We start from the raw sequence: 26,707 nt of genomic DNA, 5'->3' as shown, positions 1-26,707 counted from the left end.
TGGACCGGTAGGCCCGCCCCCCCCTATTTCCGCCCGAACAGCTTCTCGATGTCGCCATGCGCGAGCTTCACCCAGGTGGGGCGGCCGTGATTGCATTGGCCGGAATGCGGGGTGACTTCCATTTCGCGGAGCAGCGCGTTCATTTCGGGGACCGATAGGATGCGGCCGGCGCGGACCGAGCCGTGACAGGCCATCGTGCCGGCCACCGCGTCGAGGCGCTCCTTTAGCGAAAGCGCCTCATCAAAGGCTGCGAGTTCGTCGGCGAGGTCGGTGACGAGGCCCTTGGGGTCGCTCTGGCCGAGCAACGCCGGCGTTGCGCGCACGAGCATCGCGTGCGGGCCGAAGCGTTCGAGGTCGAGGCCGAACTCCGACAGTTCGTCGGCGCGCGCTTCGAGGCGGTCGCACGCGGATTCGTCCAGCTCGACGACCTCGGGGATCAGCAGCGCCTGGCTGGCGATCGTGCCGCCGTTCAGTGCAGCGCGCATGCGTTCGAGGACGAGGCGTTCATGCGCGGCATGCTGGTCGACGAGGACGAGCCCGTCTTCGGCTTCGGCGACGATATAGGTCTTGGCGACCTGACCTCGCGCCACGCCCATCGGGAAGGATGCGGTTTGCGGCGGGGGTGTCCAGGCGGGTTCGGCTCTTGCCTGCGGGGGGGCGGCGAAGAAGGTCGGGCGGCCGTCGTTGACGGCGCCGTAGTGGCGGTTTTCCAGCGGCAGCCTTTGGGGCGTGCCCTCACCTTCCCATCCGCTTTGCGGCCGGGCCCCTTCCTCTCCCCCGGGGGGAGAGGAGGTTTCCTGTTGCCACATCGAGAGGGCGGATTCGGAGGCGCGCTGGCTGCGGTGGCCCGCCGCATCGAGCGCGCGGCGGAGGCCCGAGACGATCAGGCCGCGCACCATCGCGGGGTCGCGGAAGCGGACTTCGGTCTTGGCGGGGTGGACGTTGACGTCGACCTGGTCGGCCGGGACGTCGAGGAACAGCGCGACGACCGCATGGCGATCGCGCGGCAGCATCTCGGCATAGGCGCCGCGGATCGCGCCCATCAGCAGGCGGTCCTTCACCGGCCGGCCGTTGACGAACAGATATTGGTGGTCGGCGATGCCGCGGTTGTAGGTCGGCAGGCTCGCAACGCCGCCCAGCACGACGCCCTCGCGCTCCAGATCAATCGCCACCGCATTGTCGGCGAGCGCGCGGTCGGTGAGCGTCGCCACCCTGCCCGGCCGATCCTCGACCTGCATCGCCGACAGCGCGCGGCGGCCATCATGCTCGAGCGTGAAGCCGATGTCGGGACGGGCCATGGCGAGCCGGCGGACGACGTCGAGGCAGGCGGCATATTCGGCGCGGGGGGAGCGCAGAAACTTGCGGCGCGCGGGCACGCGCGCGAACAGGTCCTCGACCACGACGCGCGTGCCGGGCGGGAGCGCGGCGGGGCCTTCGCGCGTGACCTGGCCATTGTCGACGGTCCGCGCCCAGCCTTCGGCGCCGCGGATCCGGCTTTCGATCGTCAGCCGTGCGACGCTCGCGATCGAGGGCAACGCCTCGCCGCGAAAACCAAGCGTCACGACCGATTCGATATATTCGTCGGGCAGCTTCGAGGTGGCATGCCGTTCGAGCGCCAGCGCCATGTCGGCCGGCGTCATCCCGCAGCCGTCGTCGGCGACTTCGATCCGCGATGTTCCCCCCTCCACGAGGAGAATCGCGATGCGGCCCGCGCCCGCGTCGATGGCGTTTTCGACTAACTCCTTCAACGCGCTGGCGGGTCTTTCCACCACTTCACCGGCGGCGATGCGATTGACCAGATGCTCGGGGAGACGCCGTATTGACATGGGTTTGCGTCTAGACCAAGCGACGGCATCCCGCGACCCGCAAACGCCACTTAAATACTATAGGCACCCGGTGCTCGAAAACACCGACGGGCTCCGCGAGATGATGTGTGTGCGCATGTTTTTGCCGGCGGTTTGCCCGTCCGGCGGACACGATTACGGGACCCTGATTGAATGGCCTTCTACTCGCGTTTCTTCAAGTTCATGTCGCACGACATGGCGATCGACCTCGGCACCGCGAACACGGTTGTCTATGTCCGTGGCCGCGGCATCGTCCTGAACGAGCCGTCGGTGGTGGCGGTCGAGACGATCAACGGGATCAAGCGCGTCAAGGCGGTCGGCGACGACGCCAAGATGATGATGGGCAAGACGCCGGGCAACATCGAGGCGATCCGCCCGCTTCGCGACGGCGTGATCGCGGACATCGACGTCGCCGAGCAGATGATCAAGTATTTCATCCAGAAGGTGCATGGCCCCCGCAAGTTCGCGCGCTGGCCCGAGATCGTGATCTGCGTGCCGTCGGGTTCCACGAAGGTCGAGCGCCGCGCGATCCGCGATGCCGCGTCGAACGCGGGTGCCTCGCAGGTCTGGCTGATCGAGGAGCCGATGGCGGCCGCGATCGGCGCGGACATGCCCGTCACCGAGCCGATCGGCTCGATGGTGGTCGACATCGGCGGCGGCACGACCGAAGTCGCGGTGCTCTCGCTGCGCGGGCTGGCCTACACGACGTCGGTGCGCGTCGGCGGCGACAAGATGGACGAGGCGATCGTCAGCTATGTCCGCCGCAACCATAACCTGCTGATCGGCGAAGCGACCGCGGAGCGGATCAAGAAGGAAGTCGGCATCGCCAAGCCGCCGGTCGACGGCATCGGCATGATCATCCAGATCAAGGGCCGCGATCTCGTCAACGGCGTGCCGAAGGAGATCCAGATCAACCAGGGCCAGATCGCCGAGGCGCTCAGCGAGCCGGTCGCGACGATCGTCGAGGGCGTCCGCGTCGCGCTCGAGAACACCGCGCCCGAGCTCGCCGCGGACATCGTCGACCAGGGCATCGTGCTGACTGGCGGCGGCGCGCTACTGCAGGGGCTCGACGAGGTGCTGCGCGACGAGACCGGGCTGCCGGTGACGGTTGCCGAGGACCCGCTGACCTGCGTCGCGCTGGGCACCGGCCGCGCGCTCGAGGATCCGTTGTTCCGCGGCGTGCTGATGAGCGGCTAAAAGATTGGTTTTGCTTTAAGATACGCGGACACGAAATCGCGCCGTCCGAGTCGCGGGGGGATATCCCTTCCGCGCTTCGGCGGCGCCCGAGACAGGGGGACAGGCGCATGGCGCCAGCCCGCGACCGGCGCACGGGGTTTTCCCGGCGCCGGCAATATGGTGTGTTCATGGGCTATGTGCTCGCCGTCGCTGGTGCGGTGGTGGGCCTGGTGCTGCTCGTCGCATCGATCTTCAATCCGCCCGCGTTCTCCGCGTTGCGGATGGGCGTCGCGGGCGTGACGACGCCGGTGTCGACCGGCCTCGCCACGGTCGGATCGTCGGTCTCGGGAATCCCCGCTGCGATCGGCAATTACTTCTTCGTGAAGCAGGAGAACGTCGCGCTGCGCGCCGATCGCGACCGGACTCGCGCGCTGCTGATGCGCGCGCGGACGATCGCGTATGACAATCGCCGTCTGCGCAGCCTGCTGGCGATCCGCGACCGGTCGCCCGATCCCGTCGTGACCGCGCGGCTGGTGAGTTCGACCGCATCGAGCGGGCGGCGCTATGCGCTGCTCAACGCGGGCCGGTGGAGCGGCGTGCTGCCCGGCATGCCGGTGCGCGGCCCCGACGGCCTGATCGGGCGCATCGTCGAGACCGGCCCCAATGCCGCGCGCGTGCTGTTGCTGAGCGATGGCGACAGCATCGTCCCCGTCCGCCGCACGCGCGACGGCATGCCCGCGATCGCGGCGGGACGCGGCGACGGGATGATCGACATCCGCTCGGTCAACGCCACCAACGTCCGCTTCAACGCGGGCGACCTGTTCGTGACGACGGGCACCGGCGGCATCTACGCGCCCGGCGTTCCGGTCGCGCGCGTGACCAAGGCGGGCTCCGATTCGGTGATGGCGCGGACCTTCGCCGACCCCGACACGCTCGACTTCGCGCTGGTCGAGCGGATGTTCATGCCGGTGCCGCCACCGCGTCCGGTCACGCAGCCATGATGCCGCCCCGCGTCGTCGACAGCGTCGATTACAAACCCTTCGCCTCCAAGCTCCCCGCGAGCCGCGCGCGCGTCATCCCCTGGCTGACGGTGATGGCCGGATCGCTCGTGACGATCATCCCGGTGGTCGCGACGATCCCGCTGCTGCCGCCGTTCGGGCTGGTCATGCTGCTCGCGTGGCGGCTGCTCGCGCGGTTCGCGTTCCGGCCGTGGGCCGCCGCACCGCTCGGCTTCTTCGACGATCTGGTCAGCGGCCAGCCGCTCGGCAGCGCGGTGCTGCTCTGGTCGCTGGCGTTCGTCGCGATCGACATGATCGAACAGCGGCTCGCGTTTCGCGATCACTGGCAGGACTGGCTGATCGCGAGCGGGCTGATCGCGCTGTGCATCATCGTCGGCCGCTTCATCGCGGTCCCGGTCGGCGCGCATGTCGACACGATCCTGATCGCGCAACTCGCCGTCACGATCCTGATGTTCCCCCTCGCCGCGCGGATCGTCGCGGCGATCCAGAACAAGCGCGGCAGCGAATGAGGGGGACTCCGCGGATCGTCACCGAGATGTCGCAGGCGTACAGCTTCTCGCGGCGCGCCTGGATGCTGGGCGCGGCGCAAGGCGGCGTCGGGTTGCTGCTCGCGGGGCGGATGGCGTGGCTGTCGATCGCGCAGAACGAGCGCTACACCGCGATGTCCGAAAGCAACCGCGTCAACATGACGCTGCTGCCGCCGCGGCGCGGCTGGATCGTCGATCGCCACGGCGTGCCGATCGCCAACAACCGCACCGATTTTCGCGTCGACATCATCCCCGACCGCCTGCGCGACAAGGAGCGCGTGCTGCCGCTGCTCGGCCGCATCCTGCAATTGCCGCCCGAGGAGGTCGAACGCATCGCGATCGACCTCGAACACGCCGCCGGGTTCCAGCCCGTCCAGGTCGCGGAGAATCTCGACTGGGAGCGGTTCGCCGCGGTCAGCGTCCGCCTGCCCGAACTGCCCGGCGTCGCGCCGACCCGCGGCTTTGCGCGCAGCTATCCCGCGGGCGCCGCGGTCGCGCATCTGACGGGCTATGTCGGCGTGCCCAATGCCGAGCAGTACAAGAAGACTCGCGACCCGCTGCTCGTCACGCCCGGCTTCAAGCTCGGCAAGGACGGGCTCGAAAAGATGCTCGAGACCGAACTGCGCGGCGTCGCCGGCGCCAAACGAGTCGAGGTCACCGCGCGCGGCAAGCTGGTCGCCGAACTCGCGACCAAGCCCGACGTGCCGGGCAAGACCGCGCGGCTGACGATCGACGTGGGGCTTCAGGAATATGCCGCGCGGCGGCTCGGCACCAACTCCGGGTCGGTCGTCGTGCTCGACTGCCGGACGGGCGAGATGCTCGCGATGGTGTCGATGCCGGCCTATGATCCGAACAGCTTTTCGGACGGGATCAGCCATCTCGAATGGCAGATGCTCAGCGACGACGATCACGTGCCGCTAATGAACAAGGTGACGCAGGGTCTTTATCCGCCAGGCTCGACCGTCAAGCCGATGAACGGGCTCGCGCTGATGAACGCGGGCGTCGATCCGTCGGCGCGGGTCAATTGTTCCGGCGCGATGCGGCTCGGCACCAGCGTGTTCCATTGCCACAAGAAAAGTGGCCATGGCGCGCTCGATCTTAAGAACGCGATCATGCAAAGCTGTGACATCTACTTCTACGAGATGGCGCGGCGGGTCGGCTACAACGCGATCGCGCCCGTCGCGCGGACGCTCGGGCTCGGGCAGAAGTTCGACCTGCCCTTCTCGACGCAGCGCTACGGCACGGTGCCCGATCCGGCGTGGAAGCTGAAGAAGTACAAGCATGACTGGACCGTGGCGGATTCGCTTAACGCCTCGATCGGCCAGGGCTATGTGCTCGCCAATCCGTTGCAGCTCGCGGTGATGGCGGCGCGGCTCGCATCGGGCCGCGCGTTGCAGCCGAGCATCCTCGCCGATCACGTCCACCGCGATTCCCCTGCCCTCGCGATCGATTCCGAGCATCTTGCGCGTGTCCGCGATGCGATGTTCGGCGTGATCAACCAGGGCGGCACCGGCGGTGCGGCGAAGCTGCTCATTCCCGGTGTCGCGATCGCGGGCAAGACCGGCACCGCGCAGGTCCGCCGCATCACGATGGCCGAACGACGCTCGGGCGTGCTCAAGAACGGGCAGCTGCCGTTCAAGATGCGCGATCACGCGCTGTTCATCGGTTTCGCGCCCGCCGACAACCCGCGCTATGCGCTCGCGGTGGTGCTCGAACATAATGGTCATACCGTGCGCAATCTCGACACGCCGATGATCGGCCGCGACATCATGACCTATATGCTCGACCGCGACCGGGCGCTGAAATCGCTCGCCGAGGTCGAACCGACCTGGGGCGGCGACATCCGCACGCGCATGGCCGCGACCGCGGAGACGTATCGCAAGGCGCAATCCGCGCCGCCCGCGGCGATCGCCACCAAGACCGACGCGATCGTGCCGAGCGACGCCCCTGCGGTCGCGAATGCCACGGATATGGCCAACGCGACCCAGGAAGCGCTCACTGCCCCCGGCGCGACCGTGGCCGAAGACGATTCGAGGGACCGCCAGCCATGACCAGCCGCCGATGAACCGGATCGTCCCCGAACCGCTCGCCAAACTGCCCTGGCTCGTGATCCTGCTGGTCGTCGCGATCGGCTGTTTCGGTCAGGTTGTGCTCTATTCCGCCGCGGGCGGCTCGCTGCGCCCCTGGGCGCTGTCGCAGGGAATCCGCTTTTTCGTACTGCTCGCCGGCGCGATCGGCCTGTCCTACATCCCCGAACGCAGCTGGAAGGCGGTCGCCCTGCCCGCCTACACATTGATCGTGCTGTCGCTGATCGCGGTCGAGATCCTCGGCAAGGTCTCGGGTGGCTCGCAGCGCTGGCTCGATCTCGGTTTCATCCGGTTGCAACCGTCCGAGTTCATGAAGCCGGCGATCGTACTGGCAGCCGCGAAATTCTACGACATGCTCCCGCCCGGCGAGACGCGGCGGTTCGGGGGCGTCTGGCCTGCCGCGCTGCTGATCGGCGTACCCGCGGCGATCGTGATGAAGCAGCCCGATCTGGGGACCGCGCTGATGATCTGTTCGGGCGGCGCGACCGTCATGTTCCTCGCCGGCATCCCGCTCCGGCTGTTCGTCGGCGGCGCGATCACCGCGGCGATCGCGATTCCGCTGGCGATCAACTTCCTGCTCCACGACTATCAGCGCAACCGCATCTTTATCTTTCTCGATCCCGAAAGCGATCCGCTCGGCACCGGCTATCACATCAGCCAGTCGAAGATCGCGATCGGCTCGGGCGGGATCTGGGGCAAAGGCTTCCTCCAGGGCACGCAGAGTCATCTTGATTACCTCCCCGAGGGCCATACCGACTTCGTCTTCGCGACGATGGCGGAAGAATGGGGGCTGGTCGGCGGCTGCCTGCTGATCCTCGCCTTCCTGCTGGTGATCCGCTGGGGCATCGAGGTCGGCCAGCGCGCGCAGACCCGCTTCGGCCGGCTGACCGCGGCGGGCCTCGCGACGACGATCTTCTTCTACGTGGCGATCAACCTGATGATGGTGATGGGCCTCGCCCCGGTCGTCGGCATTCCACTCCCGCTGGTCAGCTTTGGCAGCTCGGCGCAGATGACGGTGCTGTTGTGTCTTGGGATCCTGATGTCGATCGACCGGCAGAACCGCAAGACGGTCGGCTGGTAGGAAAGAGCGGCGGGAAGATCGGCAGTTTGCCCCGAAGTCCGAACGCCCTCGCGCCACCACGTAAGGCTTCGTCGTCTAGTACCGCCCCTTGCAGTCCGGACCGGTACGGTGATGGCCGGACGCATCCGTGATCGCCGCGCTCGAACCGCGGCGTCAGATCGTCGTCGCGTTAAGCAGACACCGTTCGCTCAGACGGAGTGCACCATCAGTATCCGCGTAACGATAGCCGCGTGCGTCCGAATACGCGCGTTCGCTGTGCGCATCAGCGCGGTCATGTGCGCCTTCGCCGTCGCTTCGGCGATGCCAAGACTGAAAGTGATCCGCTTTGAGTTGCCCCGCACGGAGGCAGCGCACCACCCTGATCTGGGTCGGCGTCAATTGCGATGCACGCGCTGCGGCACCCGATACGGAAAAGCGGGCGAGGATAGACGCGCATCTTGAACAGACGGTTCGATGATCACCCTCTTCTGCTCTGGAAGGCATCGATGCGATATGACGTCGCGGGGACAGGGCACAAGGTCTTCGCCCGCCCAAGCGCCTTTTACGGATTCGGTTGGACGGAGTTACATTACGCGCCGCTGTTCACTGAGCCGCCGAGCCTTTCTATTCGCACGCGGCCAAGACCTGTCCTACAGATTGATCTGCCCGACAGGCGAAGGCGTCGTCGGACCGAATGGGAAGGATGTCGATGCCATCACGCGTATGTATCGCTCAACCCGCGATCACCCGACGATGATCGGCGGCGATCTCAGGCTCGTGATTGCGGCACTGTCGGGTATCCTGCTGGCGGTGTTGATGATCGTTCGCGGACGCTTGCATCCGTTCATCGGACTGTTGTGCGGCGCGTTCACGGTCGGGCTGCTCGCGGGATTGCCGCTGCCCGATGTTGCCAAGGCGGTGCAGAAGGGCGTTGGCGACATCGTCGGCGGGACTGGGCTGGTCGTCGCGCTCGGCCTCTCGCTCGGCGCTATGCTGCATCTATCGGGCGCCGCCGCGTCGCTCGCCAGGGGCGCGCTCCGGCTGACCGGCGTGCAGGCCGCACCTTGGGCGACGCTGGGCATCGCGATTGTCATTGGCCTGCCACTATTCTTCGAGACCGGGCTGGTGCTGCTCCTCCCAATCGTCGTCGCGGCGGCGGCGGAGATGTCGGCGATGACCGCCGAGATCGACGACGCCGACCGGGATCGGGCCAAGCTGCGGCTGATCATGCCTGCGCTCGCCGGGCTAGGCGTGGTGCATGCCCTGGTGCCGCCGCATCCGGGGCCCCTGCTCGCGGTCGAGGCGCTTGGGGCGAATCTGGGGCTGACGATGCTGTACGGGATCGTGGTCGCGATTCCGACGGCGATCGTCGCGGGGCCATTGCTGGCCACGTTTACGACACGCGGTGTCCGCCTCGCCTCGCCGGTCGTGTACGACGACGGGCTCGGGATCGCGACGCCGCCGCGGCTGCTATCGCTGCTGATCGTGCTGCTGCCGGTGCTGTCGATAGCGACTGGCGAAATCGGCCAGATGGTGCCCACGTGGAAAGGTGCCACCGGCCTGGTCGCGGCGAGCAACCCGGTGCTTGCTCTCCTGGTGACGAACCTGCTCGCGTTGCCGCTGCTGTTCGGTCGGCGGCTGCGCGAGGCGGCGATTCAGGAGGCTGTGTGGCGTGAGACGATGGGCGCGGCGGGGGCTATCCTGCTCGCGATCGGCGCGGGCGGCGCGCTGAAGCAGGTGCTTGTCGTCGCGGGGCTGTCCGACCTGCTGGCGCGGACGGTGATGTTGTACGCGATCTCGCCGCTCTTGCTGGGCTGGCTGGTGGCGGTCGCGATCCGGCTTGCCGCGGGATCGGCGACGGTTGCGACGATCACTGCGGTCGGGATCATGCCCGGCGTGGTTGCGAGTTCGGGTGTGTCGCCTGAACTGGTTGTGCTGGCGATCGGCGCGGGATCGGTATTCTTCAGCCACGTCAACGATCCCGGATTCTGGTTGGTGAAAAGCTATGTCGGCACCAGCACCGCGGACACCTTCCGCACCTGGTCACTGCTCGAAACGGCGATCTCGGTGGTTGGCCTTCTGCTGGTGATAGCGTTGAGCTATGTCGTTTGACCACGACGGACCACATATCGAAAGGACGGTCGTGAGCTAAGCCAGGCTGGCGGATCGCGCCTATACGGCGATCGTCCGGATCATCACCGACGGCTGGCTCGCGGTCGGTGACAGGCTTCCGTCCGAAGCGCACCTTGCCGCCAGCGTCGGCATATCGCGCACGATCGCTCGCGACGCACTCGCGATTGGCATCCGACGGGATCACGCCAGCGCGGCGGGGTGCGGGATCTCGCGTCAAACGCCGCTGGTACGACCGCCTTGGTACGCACATGTCGATGGATGCGCTGGCAACGACGTTCGGCACATACGAGGTGCGCTTCGTGCTTGAGGTGGAGGCAGCGCGTCTGGCAGCATGACGCCGGTCGGATCGACAGCTCGACGGAATCGAAAGGGCGCCGGAGGCGTTGCGTGGCGCGCGGCTCTCGAACGCGCTGGCCCATGACGAAGACTGAGTGCTGCATGTGCTATCGTCGACGCGATTACGAACGGCGCGTTTCTGCTCGTCGTTGATTATCTCCACGAAGACGTGGTGCGGATCCTGCGCGCTGGCGTCGATATTTCGCGCTCGCGACCGCCAGGGGTGATCGGCGCGATGATGGGGGAGCATGACGCGATCGTCGAAGCGATCCGCACGCAGGACGCTGACGGCGATGCGCGGGCATCTGTCGCAGGGGCGCAAGCGGTTGATGTCATGAGGGCGTATCGGGACGGAACGGCAATCCCACCTCGCCGGGGGAAGGTGGGACCGTAGGTAATGGAGGAGCGGATATGAAACCGATGTCGGCTCTACCGCCCATCTCCCTGAAACGGGTGCCTGCCACCGGCACGTGGCGGAAGAGACTTGCCCCCCTCTGAAACCTAGGCTGGCGGTGCAATCCCGAGCCAGGCCACCACATCGGCCGCCAGCGCATCCGGTGTCCGACCTGCGTCCAGCGTCAGCGCATGCTCGTCGGGACCGGGGCGTTCCAGCGTCGCGAGCTGGCTGTCGAGCAGGCTAGCCGGCATATAATGGCCTTCCCGCGTCGCGAGCCTGCGCGCGATCTCCGCGGGCATCGTCTCGAGCAACACGAACGCCAATGGCACAGCAGAGGCGGCCGACAATCGCTCGCGATAGACCCGCTTGAGCGCGGAGCAGGCGGCCACGGCGATGCCGCCGTGCCCTGCGCCCGACGCAGCATCACCGATCGCGGCACCGAGCCGGTCGAGCCACGGCCAGCGATCGCCATCCTCGAGCGGATGGCCCGATCGCATCTTGGTGACGCTGGTGGCCGAATGAAAGGAATCGCCTTCGAGGAACGGGCAGCCGAGCCGCTCTGCCAGACAGGCCGCGAGCGTCGACTTGCCGCTGCCGCTGACTCCCATCACGACGAGACCGCGGCGATGTCCGGACCTCTCTCGCTCTGCCTGCACCATTCGCCCTCGTCCCACTGCCCCGTCGCACTGCCCACGTTGCACTGCCCACGTCACGACGCTATCGGGCGGCGCGACCGGATTGGCCATTACGACCTTCGTCGTGGTCATTCTAGCCAGGCCATTGTAACCTTTGTCGTGTATGCCGCGATCTCCGTTCATGCGGTAGAATTGGTCGAACCGCCGGCGTGACCGGTCCGGAGCAACGGCCGGCGACGCATAGTATGAACACGGCTTCAACATCACCGACATCAACGCCGACAATGTCAGCCTCACGGGCCGCTACACGAAGGCAATTAACGCGACGCGGACCAATGGCAAGATCATCTACGCCAATGCGGCCGCGCGCGCCGCCCGTGCCAGCCGATTCACATTTTCGGCAGCACTCGACTGTCCGATGCCGCTTCGCTTATGCCACGCCCATGGCAGGACCGTATCAGCATACCAGACAAACCCAGGATAGCCCCGTTACAAGAATGAGACGGGCAGATACACCGTCCTCAACAGTTTTCTCGCGCGGAACCTTCCGATCCTCGATGCGAGGACGCTGGATCGCGCGGACGTTAACGCCGCAGGGCGCGCCACGGCTATTAGACCTCGGGCGTCGTCTCTGCCTGTCAAGTCGGCGGGGCACAGGAAACGCCGCACGATAGGTTCCAATTTTGAACAGTGACGTCGCGGGGCGTCCAGGCGCAGAGCCTGTCAGAGTTGTTCGCGGCGCCGACCACGAAAACCGTCCCCAATTTTTTTCAACGATCCGTTCCGTAACGCAAAGGTGCTGATCATCCAGAACACGAGCGGCAATTCGGCACTGCGCTCCGAGATCGCGCAGAGTATCGAGGCGAACACAGTATCGAGGCGGGCATCGTGTTCTCCCAACTGAACCGGCTGCCGGGGTTGAGCCTGTCGTTCGGCGATCACACGTTCGCCCCGAAGAACGTCGTCTCAAGCCCGTCCGCGGCGCCGATCGTCAATCTCTGCTCGCAGGACAACACCGACACTGCGGCGCTTTTAACCGCACGCACCGCGGCCGAACTTCATCAGCGTACAGTCGTTCAGCCTTGCATCGATTAAGACCAACGGCTTCGACATAGAGGGCAGTTATGAGCGGCGAAAACCGCTCGGAGCCGACGGCACGCTCCCGGTTCACGCGCGGTGGGTGCCGCCGGAGCCAATTCGAGCGCCACTCCCGAAACAAAATGGCGCGCCACGGAAAGCTACGACAACGAGCAGTTCAGCCCCACGCTGGAGCAGCGCTGGTTGAGCCACGGCGGTATGAGCCGCCAAGATGTCGTCTGCTCGGCTGGCGCTTGTTCAGTATCGACCAGCAGCAAGGCGACGATCGACTATGACCGGATTAAGCGCGCACGCGACTTCGACGTCGGCGGCGCGCTGAACGTCGCCAAGCGGGTAAGGATGTTCGTCGCGATTGCCAATCAGTTCGACCACGATCCCGGAGCATCGCCGGACCATCGCCGGAAACCAATACAGGGCTCGACGTGAGCCCGGCATTGTACGACACATTGGGTCGGTCCTACCGGATCGGCATGCGCGCGGTTCTGACAGGTCCGATCCCTTCTTCCTTACGCTGGGGCGCCCACCATGGATTTTGCACGACGCGACATCATCCTGTCCGCTGCCGCGCTGGCGCTGAACTCGGTTGCTTGCGGCGCGGCACGTTCAGACCGGCGGCTTGGCTATGCGATCGTCGGGCTCGGCGCGTACGGTCTCGACGTCATCATACCCCAGTTTGCCAATTGCACGCACAGCCGACTGGCCGCGGTCGTCAGTGGCGATCCTGCCAAGGCGAAACGCGTTGCGGACGAGCAGGGATTGCCCGTCAGCGCACTCTATTCCTATGCCACGTTCGATTCGATCCGCGACAATCCCGACGTCGACATCGTCTATGTCTGCCTACCAAATGCGCTCCACGCCGAATACACGATCCGTGCGGCGAAAGCGGGCAAGCACGTGATGTGCGAAAAACCGATGGCGGTCTCGGTCGCGGAATGCGAGGCGATGATCGCCGCGTGCAAGGCTGCGAACCGCCAGCTGATGATCGGCTATCGCTGCCATTTCGAGGCCTATAATCTTGAGGCAATGCGGCTCGCGCGGACCGGTGCGGCAGGCAAGATTCGTTATGTCCGGTCCGAGCACGGCTTCGTCCAGCGTGACCCAGCGAAATGGCGCTTGAAGAAAGCCTTGTCGGGCGGCGGCTCGCTGATGGACATGGGCATCTACAGTCTTCAGGCGGCGCGCTACATGACCGGCGAGGAACCGGTCGCTGTGACCGCGCGCGAATCCACCGACCGCAGCGATCCGCGCTTCACTGAGGTCGAAGACATGATCGACTGGACGCTGGAATTTCCCTCGGGTGCGATCGCCGGGTGCCAGGCAATGTATAGCGCCAACCAGAACCGCATCCTGCTGATGGGCGACACCGGACGGGTCGAACTGGAGCCGGCAACGCGTTACGACGGCAACCAGATGTGGCTCGGCAGGGACGGCCGTGAACGTGTGGTCACACCGCCGCCCGGCCCTGGCAAGACGCAATTTGCGGGGCAGCTCGATCACCTCGCCGACTGCATCCTCGCTGGGCGCCAACCGATCGTCTCCGGCGAAGAGGGCCTGCGAGACATGCGGATCGTCGAGGCGATTTATCGCTCCGCGCGTGAGGCCCGCACGATCCGCCTCGACGGCCGAGCATGATTGCGCGTTTGCTCGCCATCGCCTTTGGATCCGCGGCCGCACCGGCACAGCCCCCCGATTCGAACGGGTTGGCGTCGTCTGTCGACGTTGCCGCTTAGGTGGCGGGGATAGCGAAGGCGATAAAACCTGGCCAGGGCTTTGCGTGGCAGCCGCTGGTCCGCGATGGCGAAACGGTCGGTGGCCCTCCGGCGCACTCGGATCGGGCCGAATATGCGGTAGTTATCGCCAGCGCCATAAGCTGATATCGGACGACTCGCTCGTTGCCGCGAAACCGATAAAGGCTAACCAGACCGAAGGCGACCGCATCGTTGGCGGCACGACGCGCGCGCCGCGGCCCGGCGATATCATGCTGATCCCGGCAGGCGTCCCGCACTGGTTCGGTATCACCGGCGACCACGCTGTGCGGCGGTAGGAAAGCTTTACTATCCTCTCCCGCCAGAGGGGCGCGACGAGCGGGATGTTCTGAGCGGTGTTGCGCTCGTTCATCCCCACCAGCCGCGGTGTGACCGTACGCGCAGGATGCGGTCGTCCGCGGCGAGGTACAGCACGCCGCCCCCTTCGCCGAACGCGCAGTTGGCGATCGGTACGCCGGTCGACATCACCCCTGGCGGCTCTCCCTCCGCAGTAAGGACGATGATTCTACCCGGCACCGAACACGCCAGCGTACTGTCTCGCGGGGCCTTCAAGCCATTGGTCGACCGGCACCACCCCGCGCCTGCATCGGTTTCGCATCAGGCCAGAGTCTTGCTCCGCGGGGCTTCGCGCACCGTTGCCCGTGCATTGTTTATGCGTCAGCTAGAGCCGGCGAGACTTTGCTCACGGGACCGATCGCGTCATATTGACCGGATCGACCGCATTACCGGAATATTAGCGACGTGATGAAAAGCCTTTGCCGTTTCGCCGTGCTGACGTTGATCGCCGCGGCCTCAACGGGACAGACGCCCCCCTCCCGAACCCCGACGACTGCTCGTACTTCGACTCCGTCTCTGGATCGGCCATCGGTGCAGTCTCCTGCCGACGTCTTTGGCCCGTTGTTCCGCACCGTCCAGCAAAGCCACGTGTTCGCTGACGGCAAGACCTTCGTCGACGCAGTGCCAAAGCGTGCGGCTGCCGCGATCGTGGCGGACTATGTGCAGACCAAGCCCGAAAACGCGGCGCTGAGGGGATTCGTGCTCGCCAATTTCGTGGTGCCAGGCGAGAATGATCGCGGCACAGACGACCTCAGGACACATGTCCGGACACTATGGCCGCAATTGACGCGCCAACCCGTAGCGCCGGTCGCCGAAAGCTCCGCTCTCGCGTTGCCCGCCCCCTATGTCGTGCCGGGCGGGCGGTTCCGCGAGATATATTACTGGGACAGCTATTTTACGATGCTTGGCCTCAAGGTCGATGGGCAGCAGCTACTAGTGGAATCGATGCTAGACAACTTCACGAGCCTGATCGAGCGGTACGGCCACATTCCGAACGGCACGCGGACCTATTATCTTAGCCGGTCGCAGCCGCCCTATTTCGCGCTGATGCTCGATCTCTCGATCAATTCTGATCCCGTAGTAGCCAAACGGCGATTGGCGGCGTTGCGCGCCGAGCATGCGTTTTGGATGAATGGTACGACGTGCCTTACCGGCAAGCCGGCATGCGCGCGCGTCGTGCGAATGCCCGATGGCAGCGTACTCAATCGCTATTATGACGACCGGGATACGCCGCGCGACGAATCCTACGCCGAGGATGTCGCGACCGCAGCCAAGGCTGCGCCGCGCCCCGTGTCCGAGACCTACCGTGATCTGCGCGCCGGAGCGGAGAGCGGATGGGACTTCAGTTCGCGCTGGCTGCGCGATCCAAAAGCACTGGCGACGATCCACACGGCGGACATCGTGCCGGTCGATCTCAACAGCCTGTTGTGGTCCATGGAGCGCAGGATCGCCGAGCGCTGCCGTAATGCAGGCGATACGCCATGTGCCACCGAATTCGCGACCTTGGCAGGCAAACGCAAGACCGCGATCGACCGATATCTCTGGCAGGCGACGACCACGCGCTACGCCGATTGGGACCTGTCGACGCACAGCTCAACTGCCAGCATCAACGCGGCGATGCTCGAACCATTATTTGTCGGGCTCGCGTCGCCCGTGCAAGCGCGTTCGGTGGCAAAGACGGTGCGCACATCGCTGCTTGCCGAGGGTGGATTGCGGACCACGACGCTGCGAAACGGCCTTCAATGGGACGAGCCCAATGGCTGGGCGCCGCTGCAATGGGTGGCGATCGCGGGGCTGGCCGCGAATGGCGAGGCCGCGCTGGCCAAGGACATCGCGCGCCGTTGGCTCGGGACGGTAGGGGCTGCCTATGCCGAGACCGGCAGGATGCTCGAGAAATATAACGTCGAACAGCGCACGACTGGTGGCGGCGGCGAATATCCGGTGCAGGACGGCTTCGGCTGGACGAATGGCGTGACGAGCGCGATCCTAGACCGCTATCCAGAACTGGCTCAGCCCGCCAGATAGTTTCTCGAATTCAGCGCGGTGGCGGCATCCGCACATGGATGTCCGCGGCCGAGGGTATAAACCGCTTGGAAGGCGAAGACATCCGCACCCATCCGGCTCGCATCAGCACCAAGGCGGTCGCGATCGCGATCGCAGCCAAACCAAGCTCGATCTTGCGCAGCGTGTCGCGGTTGCGATCTTCGGTATTCCACACGCCGTCCCATTCTTCGTCAGGACGTTGTTCGTGGGGTGTTCGGTCGAAATCGGTATAGTCGCTATGCATATGCGGTCTCCTCAGACCGGGCAAACCGGCGGAGGCTGATGGGCTCCCGCCGGCCGTGCGCCTTACTTGCCGCGAAGCGTGTTGATCAATGCGATGCCGAGGACACCGGCCACCGCTGCGGCGGTGAACGGACGCTCCTTCGAGAACTGGCGGACATAGTCGACCAGCGGACGGATGTTCTCTTCGACGACATCCTTGGCCTGACCGACGGTTTTCTGAACGGTGCCGCTCAACTGATCCGCGGTGCCTTCGCTCTTGAGCGTGGTGTCGCCGGTCGCGGTACCAAGAGCTTCCTTGGCCTTGCCGCCAAAGTCGGTTGCTGCGCCTGCGAGGGTGTCAGTGTTCATGTAGGGTCTCCTATGTTGATCAAGGGTAGAAAACTTTGACCACGTCGATTCAAGATGCGCCGATCGAAGATGAAGATGGAGCGTGTGGGTAACGTTGCCGGCGTCGTTACGATCCCCAAACGAGCCGGTTATCGACGATCCGGCACAACAAGGACTTCGAAAAGCGGTCAGCGATCGACGTCTAGAGCGGTGACGCGGGCGCGGTAAGGATCGCGGGGGCAACTGCAGCTTTGCCGACTTCGAAGAGCACCTTCGGATCCTTGACCTGCCCCGATACGCGGAGGAAATCGCTTACGGTCAGCCAAATTGGGCTCGTATCGCCCTGACGCCAAGCCTTTGCAGCGCGACCCAACTGCTGGAGCTCGCCTAGCGACAGATTGGCTTCAAGCCGATCACCGACGCACTGCGACTGCGCTGGCTGGAAGGCATAGCCTCCGAGCAAGGTCGCGATCTTTGCGGAGGAGTTAGCGCAAGCCCGTGACGACAGCATGCCGGTCGCCACGCCGAGGATAGCTATACGACCCACAGTAGCTGAATAGACCACAAAACCCCTTTGCGTCGACGGCTACCACACGGTGCCTCGATCGGAAGATTCGAGATATTTACAATGACATAACCCGCCTAGAGGGCATTTTATCCCACGTATTCATGCACTACCCCATAGTGCTGAAACAACCATGCGCCCTATCTTGAGCATCGGACATCGGCTAGATTTAACGCCTCGCCGCGCTATGGGCGCGGCGAGCGATGGAGGTCGATGATGTTCATCAGTGTCACGCGGCTGAGGGTCCGATCGCTGCGCTTCATGCCGGTGTTTATCGTGCAATTGCTGGGAACCAACGGACAGGTCAGACGCGCCGACGGCTTCGTCACGGGATCGTTGCTCCCCGATCGACGGCTGACGTTCTGGACGATGACGCTATGGCGCGACCAGACGGCGATGCGGCACTACGTCACGCATGGCTCCCATCTCCAGGCAATGCCCAAACTGCTTCACTGGTGCGACGAGGCAAGTATTGTCCACTGGGACCAGCCCGATCGGATACTGCCATCCTGGGACGAGGCTGATCGCCGGATGCGCGCAGACGGACGTCCGTCGAAGGTCCTGCACCCTAGCGTCGATCACCAAGCTCTCGATTTCCGGCCGCCACGTATCACGCGCGCGACGCCGATCGCGCCGGCACCGTAATGCGCCATTCCGTCTGATCTCAGATCGTCGCCTTACTGAGGACACGCGACAGTTGCTCGACCGAATAGGGCTTGTGGAGTAGCTCGAAGCCATGCGTGCCATCCTGCGCCAACACGTTACTGTATCCCGAGGTCAGTACCACCGGTAAGGTCGGGTACCGATCGCGGATCACCTTACCGAGCTCGATCCCGTTCATCCCCGGCATCACCACGTCCGAGAAGACGATGTCGAACCGAGTCGCATCGGCGGCAAGCTCGGCAAGCGCCTCCTGCGCATCGGCGGTCCAGACCGTCTTATAGCCGAGTTCGGCAAGCGACTGGGTGGTGAAAGTGCCGACTTCGGCATTGTCCTCGACCACCAGCACGCAGGTGCCATGCCCGTCCGTGACACCCTCACCGACGGGGTCGATTGTTGCTTGCGCGCCCTGCTCGACCTGCGGGAGGTACAGCGTGAACACCGTGCCGTGGCCGACGTCGCTTTCGACGGTGATGTCGCCGCCGGACTGTTTGGCGAAGCCGAACACCTGGCTGAGCCCCAAGCCGGTGCCTTGTCCGACATCCTTGGTGGTGAAGAATGGTTCGAAGATACGTTCGAGCTTGTCGGGCTCGATTCCCGAACCGGTGTCACGCATCGCGATCGCGACGTAACGGCCTGCGACCGCCGGATGCGAACGGACCGCGGGGATCCGATCGGTCGACCGCACCGCGATATCGATTCGTCCGGCGCCCTGCATCGCGTCACGCGCATTGACCGCCATGTTCACCAGCGCGGTATCGAGCTGGCTCGGATCGACATTGGTGAAACACGACGCTTCTGGCAGGTCGATGCCGATGACGATCCGCGATCCGGTCAGCGTGCCGAGCATGTCGGCGATCACCCGCAGGCTCTGGCCGACGTCGATGACTTCGGGCTGCAACGCCTGGCGGCGCGCGAACGCCAGCAATTGCCCCGTCAGCTTCGCGGCGCGGTCGGCGGTATCGGAGATCGCATCGATATACCGCTCGCGTCGCTCGGGGCTGAGATCGGGGCGCTTGAGCAGATCGGTCGCCGATCGGATCACCGTCAGCAGATTGTTGAAATCATGCGCGACCCCGCCTGTCAGCTGGCCGACCGCCTCCATCTTCTGCGACTGGCGCAGCGCATCCTCGGCAGTCTGAAGCTCGCTGGTCCGTGCCGCAACCTGCTGTTCGAGCGAGGCGGCGAGTGCGCTCAACGCGTGTTCGCTGCGGCGGCGCTCGGTCGCAATTCGCGTGCGCTCGGCAACCTCACGGATGAACACGACCTCGTCCGGACGCCACTGCCGCGCGCCGCCGTGCCCCAAATACAACATCGAGACGAGCCGGCCATTCTCCATCACGGGCATGTTGATGATCGCACGCGCATCCAGCGCCTCGAGCGCCTGCGCGGCCTCCACGGTCCGGGGATCGGTGCGCGCATCCTCGACGCAGACCTCTTCGCCAAGGATCAGGTCGTCGATATACGACCCGTAATCGCGGAGCGCGAAGCTACCCTCCAAGGGCATCACGCCCGGCGCGCTCCATTCGCGGACGATCGTGACCGTCTCGCTGGCGGGATCGATCTCGCCAAAGCCTGCGCGACTGCCTTCGAGCGTTTCACCGATGATCCGCGCCGCGGCGAACGCGATATCGTCGGGCTGCTCGGTATCGCGGAACACGTCGCTCAGTTCGACCAGCGCGGCGCTGAGGATTTCGCTGCGGCGCTGCACCGTGATGTCGGTCGAGACACCGGCGATGCGTAATGGATTGCCGTCGGCGTCGAAGAAGGGCTGGCCACGCGACGCGATCCAGCGAACCTCGTCGTCGGGCCGGCGGATGCGATAGACCACGTCGTAATCGGTGCTATCGGCGATGCAGCGGGCGACTTCCGCCGCACTTTTATCACGATCGTCGGGATGGATCGCGGCCAGCCGGTCGTCATAGGTGAACGGCTGGTCGAGCGGGCGTCCGAATATCTCCTTGCAGGTCTCCGACGAAATCAGCTGGCACCCGGTGATGTCGAGCGTCCAGGTACCGAACCGCGCAGCCTTCAGCGTGAACGCCAACTCGCGTTCCTGCTCCTTCTGCAATCGCAGCCGGTCGGTTAATTCCGCCATCAGCGAGGCGTTGCTCGCCTCGAGTCCGGTCAACCGCTCGCGCTCGATCGTCACGTCGACCTGGCTGGCGAAGAAATAGGCCAGCATGCCTTCGGTATCGTACACCGGCGCCATCAGCAGCCGGTTCCAGAACGTGTCGCCGTCCTTACGCTGGTTCAGGATGTCGATCTCGATCGATTCGACGCGACGCACCGCCTCGCGAATCTTGGCGACCGTGGCCGGGTCGGTCTCCGGTCCCTGCAGGAAACGGCAGTTACGGCCGAGAATCTCCTCACGGGTGTAGCCGCTGAGCCGGCAGAACGCGTTGTTGGCGAAAACCACCGGATTGTCGGGAAGCCGCGGGTTGGTAATGATCATCGGCATCCGCGTCGCGCGTACCGCGGCAACGAACGGATCGGTGCCGACGTCCTGGCCCAGCACCTCGGCTGCGATCCGCTCGGCATCCGCAGTCAATTTGGGTGCGCTTTCGACGGCGCGATCGGTCGTATCAGTCAAGGCCGCCTCGAATATCGCTAAGTGCCAGACATCTAGGCTACGGCCCGTACCATCGCAACGGTCGAACGCCCGCCATCGGCCGCCAATGTCACACCCGCGGCATGCCCGCCGCGCGCTGATTGCGGCATGCCGGCGCGGCTTGTACGATCGAGATCAACATCGCGTGATAACGAGGACGTGCTATCTCCATGAAACTCGCCGATCTGGCCGTACTCGCCGGAGTTTCGACCGCGACCGTGTCGCGCGCGCTGGCGGGGCACAGCTCGGTCAATGCGCGGACGCAGGCGCGGATCAGGGCGCTGGCCCGCGAGCACGACGTGCGCCCCAACCAACTCGCGCGCAACCTGCGGATGAAGAGCACGGGCGCGATTGGCCTCGTCCTGCCGCTCGGTCACGCCAAGACGCAGCATCTGACCGATCCGTTTTTCCTGTCGCTCCTCGGATTCCTTGCCGACCTGCTGGTCGAGCGCGGCTACGATATCTTGTTGTCGCGCGTGATCCCCGATGCCGACGACTGGCTCGAGCGACTGGTCGACAGCGGGCGGATCGATGGGCTGCTGCTCGTCGGCCAGTCGGATCAGTTCGCGGCGATCGAGCGCGTCGCGCAACGCTATCGTCCTCTCGTGGTGTGGGGCGCGAAACGGGAAGGGCAACATCACCTGACGATCGGATCCGACAATTTTGCGGGCGGCCGGATGGCGGCGGAACATCTGATCGCGCAGGGACGCAAACGGCTGCTGTTCGTCGGCGACCCTGCCCCGCCCGAGTTCGCGGACCGGCTGGGCGGGTTCGCGGCGGCGGCCGAAGAAGCGGGCCTGCCGTGCGAAGTGCTCGCGACGCCGATGACGCCCGAAGTAGTGCATGCCGCGATCACCGCGCGGCTCGCCACCGGCGCGATCCACGATGCGATCCCCGATGCAATCTTCGCTGCGTCCGATGTCGCTGCGATGAGCGTGCTGCGCGCGCTGACCGAGGCTGGGATCGACATTCCCGGGACGACGGCGGTGATCGGCTATGATGACGTCACGCTGGCGGCACATACCTCGCCATCGCTGACGACGATCCGCCAGGACCTTGAAATCGGGACCGAACTGATGGTCGACCGGTTGCTCAAGCGTATCGCCGGGGCGCCGGCCGAGTCCGCCATCGTGCCACCGACCTTGATCCAGCGACAATCCGCCTGATTCTTGCAATCGATTGCAAGAATCGGTTGCAATCGATTGTGATGGAGGTAGGAGGCGGCCTTGGGCTTCTCAGAAAGCCGTCGCAGGGAGGATCGCATGAAAGTTCGTCACGCATTGCTGGCCGGCATCGCCGCCGCGTCGTTCGCCACCGCCGGAGCTGCGCAGATCGCACCGCAGGCTGACCCCACCGCCGCACCCGCTGCCCCGGCCGCTGACGTCCCGCAGGACGACATCGTCGTCACCGCGGTCGCGCGCGGCACGAACCGGTTGAACACCTCGATCACGACCAGCTCGATCACGTCGGATGCGCTGATCCAGCTCGCACCGCGCACCTCGGGCGAGCTGCTGCGCAACCTGCCCGGCATCCGTGTCGAGGCGTCAGGCGGCGATGGCAACGCGAACATCTCGGTGCGCGGCCTGCCGGTCGCGTCGGGCGGCTCGAAGTTCCTGCAGCTGCAGGAGGACGGCCTGCCGATCCTCGAATTCGGCGACATCACCTTCGGTAACGCCGACATCTTCCTGCGCGCCGATTTCAACGTGCGGACGGTCGAGTCGGTGCGCGGCGGATCGGCCTCGACCTTCGCCTCGAACTCGCCGGGAGGCGTCATCAACTTCCTGTCGAAGACTGGCGAGCAGGAAGGCGGCGCGTTCCAGCTGTCGAGCGGGCTCGACTACCGCGAATTCCGCGTCGATTTCGACCAGGGCGGCAAGCTGTCCGACTCGTTGACCTATCACTTCGGCGGCTTCTACCGGATCGGCGACGGCCAGCGGCAGGTCGGGTATGACGGCGTGAAGGGCGGCCAGTTCAAGGCGAACATCACCAAGTCGTTCGGCGACGGCGGCTATGTCCGGCTGTACGGCAAGTATCTCGACGACCGCGCGATCGGCTATCTGCCGAACCCGGTGCAGGTCACCGGCTCCGACAGCGACCCGACCTATCGTAACATCACTAATTTCTCGATCAACAACGGCACGCTGCACAGCGGCAACATCCGCACCGTGCAGACGCTCGACGGCGACAACAAGCTCGTCACGCGCTCGATCGCCGACGGCCAGCATCCGGTGGTCTATTCGGCCGGGTTGGAGACGCAGATCCCGGTTGCGGACGGCTGGAACGTGGTCGAGCGGTTCCGCTATTCAGACATTTCGGGCGGCTTCACCTCGCCCTTCCCCGCCGCCGTCGGGTCGGCGCAGTCGATCGCCAACGGCATCGGCGGCGCAGGGGCGCAGCTCTTCTACGCAAGCGGATCGCAGGCGGGCCAGCGGATCGCCAACCCCGCGTCGCTCAACGGCAACGGCCTGCTTGCCAACGTCGTGCTGTTCGATGTCGACCTGAAGAGCCTGAACAACATCACCAACGACATCCGCCTCAACGGCTCGGTGCCGGTGGGTACCGGATCGCTGTCGATCACCGGCGGCTTCTATGCCTCGCGTCAGGACATCAAGAGCGACTGGCTGTGGACCTCGTTCGTTCAGACCGTCGCCGACAATGGCCGATCCGAGCTGGTCAATGTCCGCACCGCTGCCGGCGTGCCGGTCACGCAGAACGGCGTACCGGGCTATTCGGCGAGCTTCTTCGGCAATTGCTGCCGCCGGTCGTACGATCTCGACTACACGACCTACGCGCCGTTCGCGCAGCTCGGGCTGGAAATCGGCCGGTTCAACATCGACGGTTCGCTGCGCTATGACTTCGGTCGCGCACGCGGCAGCGTTGCAGGTGCGGATCTGGGCGCTGGCTTCGGCAACGGCATCACGACGTTCGACATCAACGGCGACGGCGTGATCTCGGCCCCCGAGCGCCAGGTCGCGGTGATCCCGAACGTTCGGTCGCCGCTGAACTATAATTACGACTATCTGTCCTATTCGGGCGGCGCGAACTATCGCCTGACCGACACCACCGCGGTGTTCGCGCGCTACAGCCGCGGCGGCCGCGCCAATGCCGATCGCCTGTTGTTCGGCCCGTCGATCAACACGCGGACTGGCGGCCTGACCGACCAGGGCGCCGCAGTCGATTTCGTCCGCCAGCTCGAAGGCGGGTTCAAATATCGTCAGAACGGCCTCTCGCTCTACGCCACGGGATTCTGGGCGCGTACCGAGGAGCAGAATTTCGAGGCGACGACGCAGCGTTTCTTCAACCGCGAATATGAAGCCAAGGGCGTCGAGCTCGAGGGTCGGATCGCACGCGGGCCGTTCTCGCTGTCGGCGGGCGGCACCTATACCGATGCCGAGATCACCAAGGATGTGCTCAACCCTGCGGTCGAGGGCAACCGCCCGCGTCGCCAGGCCAAGTTCATCTTCCAGGCGACCCCGCAGGTCGATGTAGGCCGGCTGACCGTCGGCGCGAACGTGATCGGTACGACCGACAGCTTCGCGCAGGATAATAACGGTCTCAAGATGCCCGGCTATACGCAGGTCAACGCGTTCGTGTCGGTGCGCCCGGCGGACAACGTCACGCTGTCGGTCAACGGCAACAACCTGTTCGACGTGAAGGGGATCACCGAGGCCGAAGAGGGCAACATCCCGAGCAACGGCATCGTCCGCGCACGCTCGATCACCGGCCGGACGATCTCCGCCGCGGTCCGCGTCGGCTTCTGATCGGACCGGTGACCATGACGCCATCCTCGACCGAGCGCCGCCTGGAGGCGTTGGCCGCCCGCCTGAAACGCCAGCTCGAACGGCTGTACGGGGCGGACCGGCTGGCGGCGCTCTGGCCGCGGATGGAACAGATCCTGCGCGACCGGGCGGCCGAACGCCCGGACGCACTGGCCGCGCTCGACACCGCGCGGCTGGCCGATCCCGACTGGTTCGTCGCGCCCGACATGCTGGGCTATTCGACCTATGTCGACCGGTTTGCGGGGACGGTCGACGGGCTGACCGAGCGGGTCGACCATCTGGAATCGCTCGGCGTCCGGTATCTGCACCTGCTCGCGCTGCTCAAGGCGCGCGCGGGTGACAGCGACGGCGGCTTCGCGGTCGCCGACTATCTGGCGATCGAGCCGCGGCTCGGGACGATGGCCGATGTCGAGCGGCTCGCGGCACGGCTGCGCGCCGGGCGGATCAGCCTGTGCGTCGATCTCGCGCTCAATCACACCGCGGACGATCACCCCTGGGCGAAGGCCGCGCAGGCGGGCGATCCGCACTATCGCGCCTTCTACCACGTACTCGGCGACGACGAGGCGCAGGCCTATGAGGCCGCCCTCCCCGAGGTGTTCCCGACGACCGCGCCGGGCAATTTCACTGCGGTCCCGGCGATGGGCGGACAGGTCTGGACGACCTTCTACCCGTTCCAATGGGATCTGAACTGGTCGAACCCCGAGGTCATGCTCGCGATCGTCGATACGATGCTGCGGCTGGCAAACCACGGGTTCGAGGCGTTCCGGCTCGATTCGATCGCCTTCCTGTGGAAACAGCTGGGTACCGATTGCCGCAACCGGCCAGAGGCGCATTTCATCGTCCGGGCGCTGCGTGCCGCGCTCGATATCGTCGCGCCGGCGACGCTGCTCAAGGCGGAAGCGATCGTGCCGACCGCGCTGGTCCCGCCCTATTTCGGCGCGGACGAGGGCGCGGACTGGGATGGCGGGTTCGAACCCGAATGCCATCTCGTCTACAATAATTCGCTGATGGTCGCAGGCTGGGTCGCGCTCGCCGAACAGTCCGCCACGCTGCCGCATGCGATCGTCGGGGCGAGCGGCGGGTTGCCGCGCGGCGCCAACTGGCTGAGCTATGCGCGCTGCCACGACGATATCGGCTGGGGCGCGGTGATCGGCGATCTCGCCGGGATCGATCCGGATCCGGTCGCACGGCTCAAGACGGCGGCGCGGTTCCTAGAAGGCGGCGACGGCAGCTGGGCGCGCGGCGCGCCGTTTCAGTCCGACGGATCGGTGCTGCATGGCTCGAACGGGACGATGGCGTCACTGGCCGGGCTCGAAGCGGCAGCGGACGACGATGCGCGGGAGATGGCGTTTCGCCGGATCGCGCTGCTCAATGCGCTGTCGATCGCGAGTGGTGGTCTGGCGACGACCTATATGGGCGACGAAGCCGGGCTGCTGAACGACACCCGTTATCTGGACGATCCCGAGCGAGCACATGAAGGCCGCTGGCTGCACCGGCCCGACATGGACTGGGCGGCGCTCGACGGCCCGGCCGCGCGACGGATCAGTGGCGATCTGGCCACGTTGCGCGCCGCACGGATCGCCAGCGGCGGAGCCGGATCGCCTGTGGCGATCGCGACGGACTCCCCTGCCCTGCTCGGGATCGGCTGTGGCAGCGACCGCGTCTTCCTGAACTTCTCCAATGCTTCGGTGGCGGTCGATGGGCTCGTCGGATGGCGGGATCGGGTCTCGGGCAGAGCTTGCGGCGACACGCTGACGATCGAGCCTTGGGGTGTAATATGGGCTGGCCCGGCCGGGTGATACACGCGACCCTATCTGTTCTCCCGCGTAGGCTGGAGAACAGAGTCCCGCGAGCCGGTGTTCGAGACTCCTGGACCCCCGCCTCCGCGGTGGAACAGGAAGGGTGTCGTATCGGAATGGTAGAGAAGGCATGACGATGATGAACCTCGGCCTCATGACCAAACCCCGCCTGTCGCTGATGCGGCTGATCGAGATGAACCTCGGCTTTCTCGGGCTGCAATTTTCGTTCGGGCTGCAGCAGGCGAACATGGCGCCGATCTATGGCT

The 26,707-nt window shown here is 65.5% G+C and carries 20 protein-coding genes and 1 pseudogene; 15 read left to right on the top strand and 6 right to left on the bottom strand.

Annotated elements, in window-relative coordinates; translation table 11 throughout:
• Window positions 1–23: 23 nt before the first annotated feature.
• Complete coding sequence (gene mutL, locus ASE88_RS12840; protein ID WP_056478347.1) at window positions 24–1,826, bottom strand: DNA mismatch repair endonuclease MutL; 1,803 nt, start codon at window positions 1,824–1,826, stop codon at window positions 24–26.
• Between the two features lie 171 nt (window positions 1,827–1,997).
• On the opposite strand from mutL, the gene ASE88_RS12835 reads away from it, so the two are divergent.
• From ASE88_RS12835 to ASE88_RS12805, 7 genes and pseudogenes are all read left to right on the top strand, one after another.
• Complete coding sequence (locus ASE88_RS12835) at window positions 1,998–3,041, top strand: rod shape-determining protein (protein WP_055878614.1); 1,044 nt, start codon at window positions 1,998–2,000, stop codon at window positions 3,039–3,041.
• Between the two features lie 107 nt (window positions 3,042–3,148).
• A complete protein-coding gene (gene mreC, locus ASE88_RS12830; RefSeq protein ID WP_056478346.1) occupies window positions 3,149–4,021 on the top strand; it encodes a rod shape-determining protein MreC in 873 nt (290 codons plus the stop codon).
• Window positions 4,018–4,548 carry a rod shape-determining protein MreD gene (gene mreD, locus ASE88_RS12825; protein ID WP_414893746.1) on the top strand — a complete coding sequence of 177 codons (531 nt, stop codon included), beginning with the start codon at window positions 4,018–4,020 and terminating at the stop codon, window positions 4,546–4,548. Before mreC ends, mreD begins: the two co-directional genes overlap by 4 nt.
• Window positions 4,545–6,617, top strand: a complete 2,073-nt coding sequence (mrdA, locus tag ASE88_RS12820) for a penicillin-binding protein 2 (RefSeq protein ID WP_056478345.1) — start codon at window positions 4,545–4,547, stop codon at window positions 6,615–6,617. The genes mreD and mrdA overlap by 4 nt, the downstream gene beginning before the upstream one ends.
• A gap of 10 nt (window positions 6,618–6,627) precedes the next feature.
• Window positions 6,628–7,734 (top strand): rod shape-determining protein RodA, encoded by a 1,107-nt coding sequence (rodA, locus tag ASE88_RS12815; protein ID WP_055878629.1) that lies wholly within the window; start codon window positions 6,628–6,630, stop codon window positions 7,732–7,734.
• A gap of 732 nt (window positions 7,735–8,466) precedes the next feature.
• The gene (locus ASE88_RS12810) at window positions 8,467–9,825 is read left to right on the top strand and encodes a GntP family permease (RefSeq protein ID WP_056479494.1); all 1,359 of its coding nucleotides are present in this window, start codon (window positions 8,467–8,469) and stop codon (window positions 9,823–9,825) included.
• Window positions 9,826–9,871: 46 nt separating this feature from the next.
• A pseudogene (locus tag ASE88_RS12805) lies at window positions 9,872–10,520 on the top strand (FadR/GntR family transcriptional regulator).
• 163 nt (window positions 10,521–10,683) lie between these two features.
• Here ASE88_RS12805 and ASE88_RS12800 read toward each other — a convergent pair.
• Complete coding sequence (locus tag ASE88_RS12800; RefSeq protein WP_055878634.1) at window positions 10,684–11,187, bottom strand: gluconokinase; 504 nt, start codon at window positions 11,185–11,187, stop codon at window positions 10,684–10,686.
• Between the two features lie 915 nt (window positions 11,188–12,102).
• Between ASE88_RS12800 and ASE88_RS18930 the strand changes: the two genes are divergently transcribed.
• From ASE88_RS18930 to treF, 4 genes are all read left to right on the top strand, one after another.
• Window positions 12,103–12,309: a hypothetical protein gene (locus tag ASE88_RS18930; RefSeq protein WP_156357020.1), complete on the top strand. Its 207-nt coding sequence runs from the start codon at window positions 12,103–12,105 to the stop codon at window positions 12,307–12,309.
• A gap of 81 nt (window positions 12,310–12,390) precedes the next feature.
• The gene (locus tag ASE88_RS12795; protein WP_056478344.1) at window positions 12,391–12,738 is read left to right on the top strand and encodes a hypothetical protein; all 348 of its coding nucleotides are present in this window, start codon (window positions 12,391–12,393) and stop codon (window positions 12,736–12,738) included.
• 99 nt (window positions 12,739–12,837) lie between these two features.
• Window positions 12,838–13,944 carry a Gfo/Idh/MocA family protein gene (locus tag ASE88_RS12790; protein ID WP_056478343.1) on the top strand — a complete coding sequence of 369 codons (1,107 nt, stop codon included), beginning with the start codon at window positions 12,838–12,840 and terminating at the stop codon, window positions 13,942–13,944.
• A gap of 878 nt (window positions 13,945–14,822) precedes the next feature.
• The gene (gene treF / locus ASE88_RS12780; protein ID WP_082466531.1) at window positions 14,823–16,439 is read left to right on the top strand and encodes an alpha,alpha-trehalase TreF; all 1,617 of its coding nucleotides are present in this window, start codon (window positions 14,823–14,825) and stop codon (window positions 16,437–16,439) included.
• Between the two features lie 10 nt (window positions 16,440–16,449).
• Here treF and ASE88_RS12775 read toward each other — a convergent pair whose 3' ends face one another.
• From ASE88_RS12775 to ASE88_RS12765, 3 genes are all read right to left on the bottom strand, one after another.
• A complete protein-coding gene (locus ASE88_RS12775) occupies window positions 16,450–16,701 on the bottom strand; it encodes a hypothetical protein (RefSeq protein ID WP_056478342.1) in 252 nt (83 codons plus the stop codon).
• 62 nt (window positions 16,702–16,763) lie between these two features.
• Complete coding sequence (locus ASE88_RS12770; protein ID WP_055878643.1) at window positions 16,764–17,048, bottom strand: CsbD family protein; 285 nt, start codon at window positions 17,046–17,048, stop codon at window positions 16,764–16,766.
• A 181-nt stretch (window positions 17,049–17,229) separates the two neighbouring features.
• Complete coding sequence (locus tag ASE88_RS12765) at window positions 17,230–17,574, bottom strand: hypothetical protein (protein ID WP_156357019.1); 345 nt, start codon at window positions 17,572–17,574, stop codon at window positions 17,230–17,232.
• A gap of 231 nt (window positions 17,575–17,805) precedes the next feature.
• Between ASE88_RS12765 and ASE88_RS12760 the strand changes: the two genes are divergently transcribed.
• Window positions 17,806–18,237 (top strand): DUF3291 domain-containing protein, encoded by a 432-nt coding sequence (locus tag ASE88_RS12760; protein WP_056478340.1) that lies wholly within the window; start codon window positions 17,806–17,808, stop codon window positions 18,235–18,237.
• A 19-nt stretch (window positions 18,238–18,256) separates the two neighbouring features.
• On the opposite strand, the gene ASE88_RS12755 is transcribed toward ASE88_RS12760, so the two are convergent.
• Window positions 18,257–20,845, bottom strand: a complete 2,589-nt coding sequence (locus ASE88_RS12755; protein WP_056478339.1) for a PAS domain-containing protein — start codon at window positions 20,843–20,845, stop codon at window positions 18,257–18,259.
• 188 nt (window positions 20,846–21,033) lie between these two features.
• On the opposite strand from ASE88_RS12755, the gene ASE88_RS12750 reads away from it, so the two are divergent.
• The 3 genes from ASE88_RS12750 to ASE88_RS12740 all read left to right on the top strand — a co-directional run bounded on the left by ASE88_RS12750 (window position 21,034) and on the right by ASE88_RS12740 (window position 26,441).
• Window positions 21,034–22,029, top strand: coding sequence for a LacI family DNA-binding transcriptional regulator (locus tag ASE88_RS12750; protein ID WP_055878654.1), 996 nt, complete (start codon window positions 21,034–21,036; stop codon window positions 22,027–22,029).
• A gap of 96 nt (window positions 22,030–22,125) precedes the next feature.
• Complete coding sequence (locus tag ASE88_RS12745; protein WP_055878657.1) at window positions 22,126–24,624, top strand: TonB-dependent receptor domain-containing protein; 2,499 nt, start codon at window positions 22,126–22,128, stop codon at window positions 24,622–24,624.
• A gap of 14 nt (window positions 24,625–24,638) precedes the next feature.
• Window positions 24,639–26,441 carry an alpha-amylase family glycosyl hydrolase gene (locus ASE88_RS12740; protein WP_055878659.1) on the top strand — a complete coding sequence of 601 codons (1,803 nt, stop codon included), beginning with the start codon at window positions 24,639–24,641 and terminating at the stop codon, window positions 26,439–26,441.
• Window positions 26,442–26,707 lie beyond the last annotated feature (266 nt).

The organism is Sphingomonas sp. Leaf38 (assembly GCF_001421825.1).
Lineage (GTDB): Bacteria > Pseudomonadota > Alphaproteobacteria > Sphingomonadales > Sphingomonadaceae > Sphingomonas.
The sequence above is the reverse complement of the archived record's forward strand: the minus strand, read 5'-3'. Positions and strand labels throughout refer to the sequence as shown.

Coding starts and splice junctions, on each gene's coding strand:
- mutL (WP_056478347.1), bottom strand. CDS start 1,826: ATGTCAATACGGCGTCTCCCCGAGCATCTGGTCAATCGCATCGCCGCC.
- ASE88_RS12835 (WP_055878614.1), top strand. CDS start 1,998: ATGGCCTTCTACTCGCGTTTCTTCAAGTTCATGTCGCACGACATGGCG.
- mreC (WP_056478346.1), top strand. CDS start 3,149: ATGGCGCCAGCCCGCGACCGGCGCACGGGGTTTTCCCGGCGCCGGCAA.
- mreD (WP_414893746.1), top strand. CDS start 4,018: ATGATGCCGCCCCGCGTCGTCGACAGCGTCGATTACAAACCCTTCGCC.
- mrdA (WP_056478345.1), top strand. CDS start 4,545: ATGAGGGGGACTCCGCGGATCGTCACCGAGATGTCGCAGGCGTACAGC.
- rodA (WP_055878629.1), top strand. CDS start 6,628: ATGAACCGGATCGTCCCCGAACCGCTCGCCAAACTGCCCTGGCTCGTG.
- ASE88_RS12810 (WP_056479494.1), top strand. CDS start 8,467: ATGATCGGCGGCGATCTCAGGCTCGTGATTGCGGCACTGTCGGGTATC.
- ASE88_RS12800 (WP_055878634.1), bottom strand. CDS start 11,187: ATGGGAGTCAGCGGCAGCGGCAAGTCGACGCTCGCGGCCTGTCTGGCA.
- ASE88_RS12790 (WP_056478343.1), top strand. CDS start 12,838: ATGGATTTTGCACGACGCGACATCATCCTGTCCGCTGCCGCGCTGGCG.
- treF (WP_082466531.1), top strand. CDS start 14,823: ATGAAAAGCCTTTGCCGTTTCGCCGTGCTGACGTTGATCGCCGCGGCC.
- ASE88_RS12775 (WP_056478342.1), bottom strand. CDS start 16,701: ATGCATAGCGACTATACCGATTTCGACCGAACACCCCACGAACAACGT.
- ASE88_RS12770 (WP_055878643.1), bottom strand. CDS start 17,048: ATGAACACTGACACCCTCGCAGGCGCAGCAACCGACTTTGGCGGCAAG.
- ASE88_RS12760 (WP_056478340.1), top strand. CDS start 17,806: ATGATGTTCATCAGTGTCACGCGGCTGAGGGTCCGATCGCTGCGCTTC.
- ASE88_RS12750 (WP_055878654.1), top strand. CDS start 21,034: ATGAAACTCGCCGATCTGGCCGTACTCGCCGGAGTTTCGACCGCGACC.
- ASE88_RS12745 (WP_055878657.1), top strand. CDS start 22,126: ATGAAAGTTCGTCACGCATTGCTGGCCGGCATCGCCGCCGCGTCGTTC.
- ASE88_RS12740 (WP_055878659.1), top strand. CDS start 24,639: ATGACGCCATCCTCGACCGAGCGCCGCCTGGAGGCGTTGGCCGCCCGC.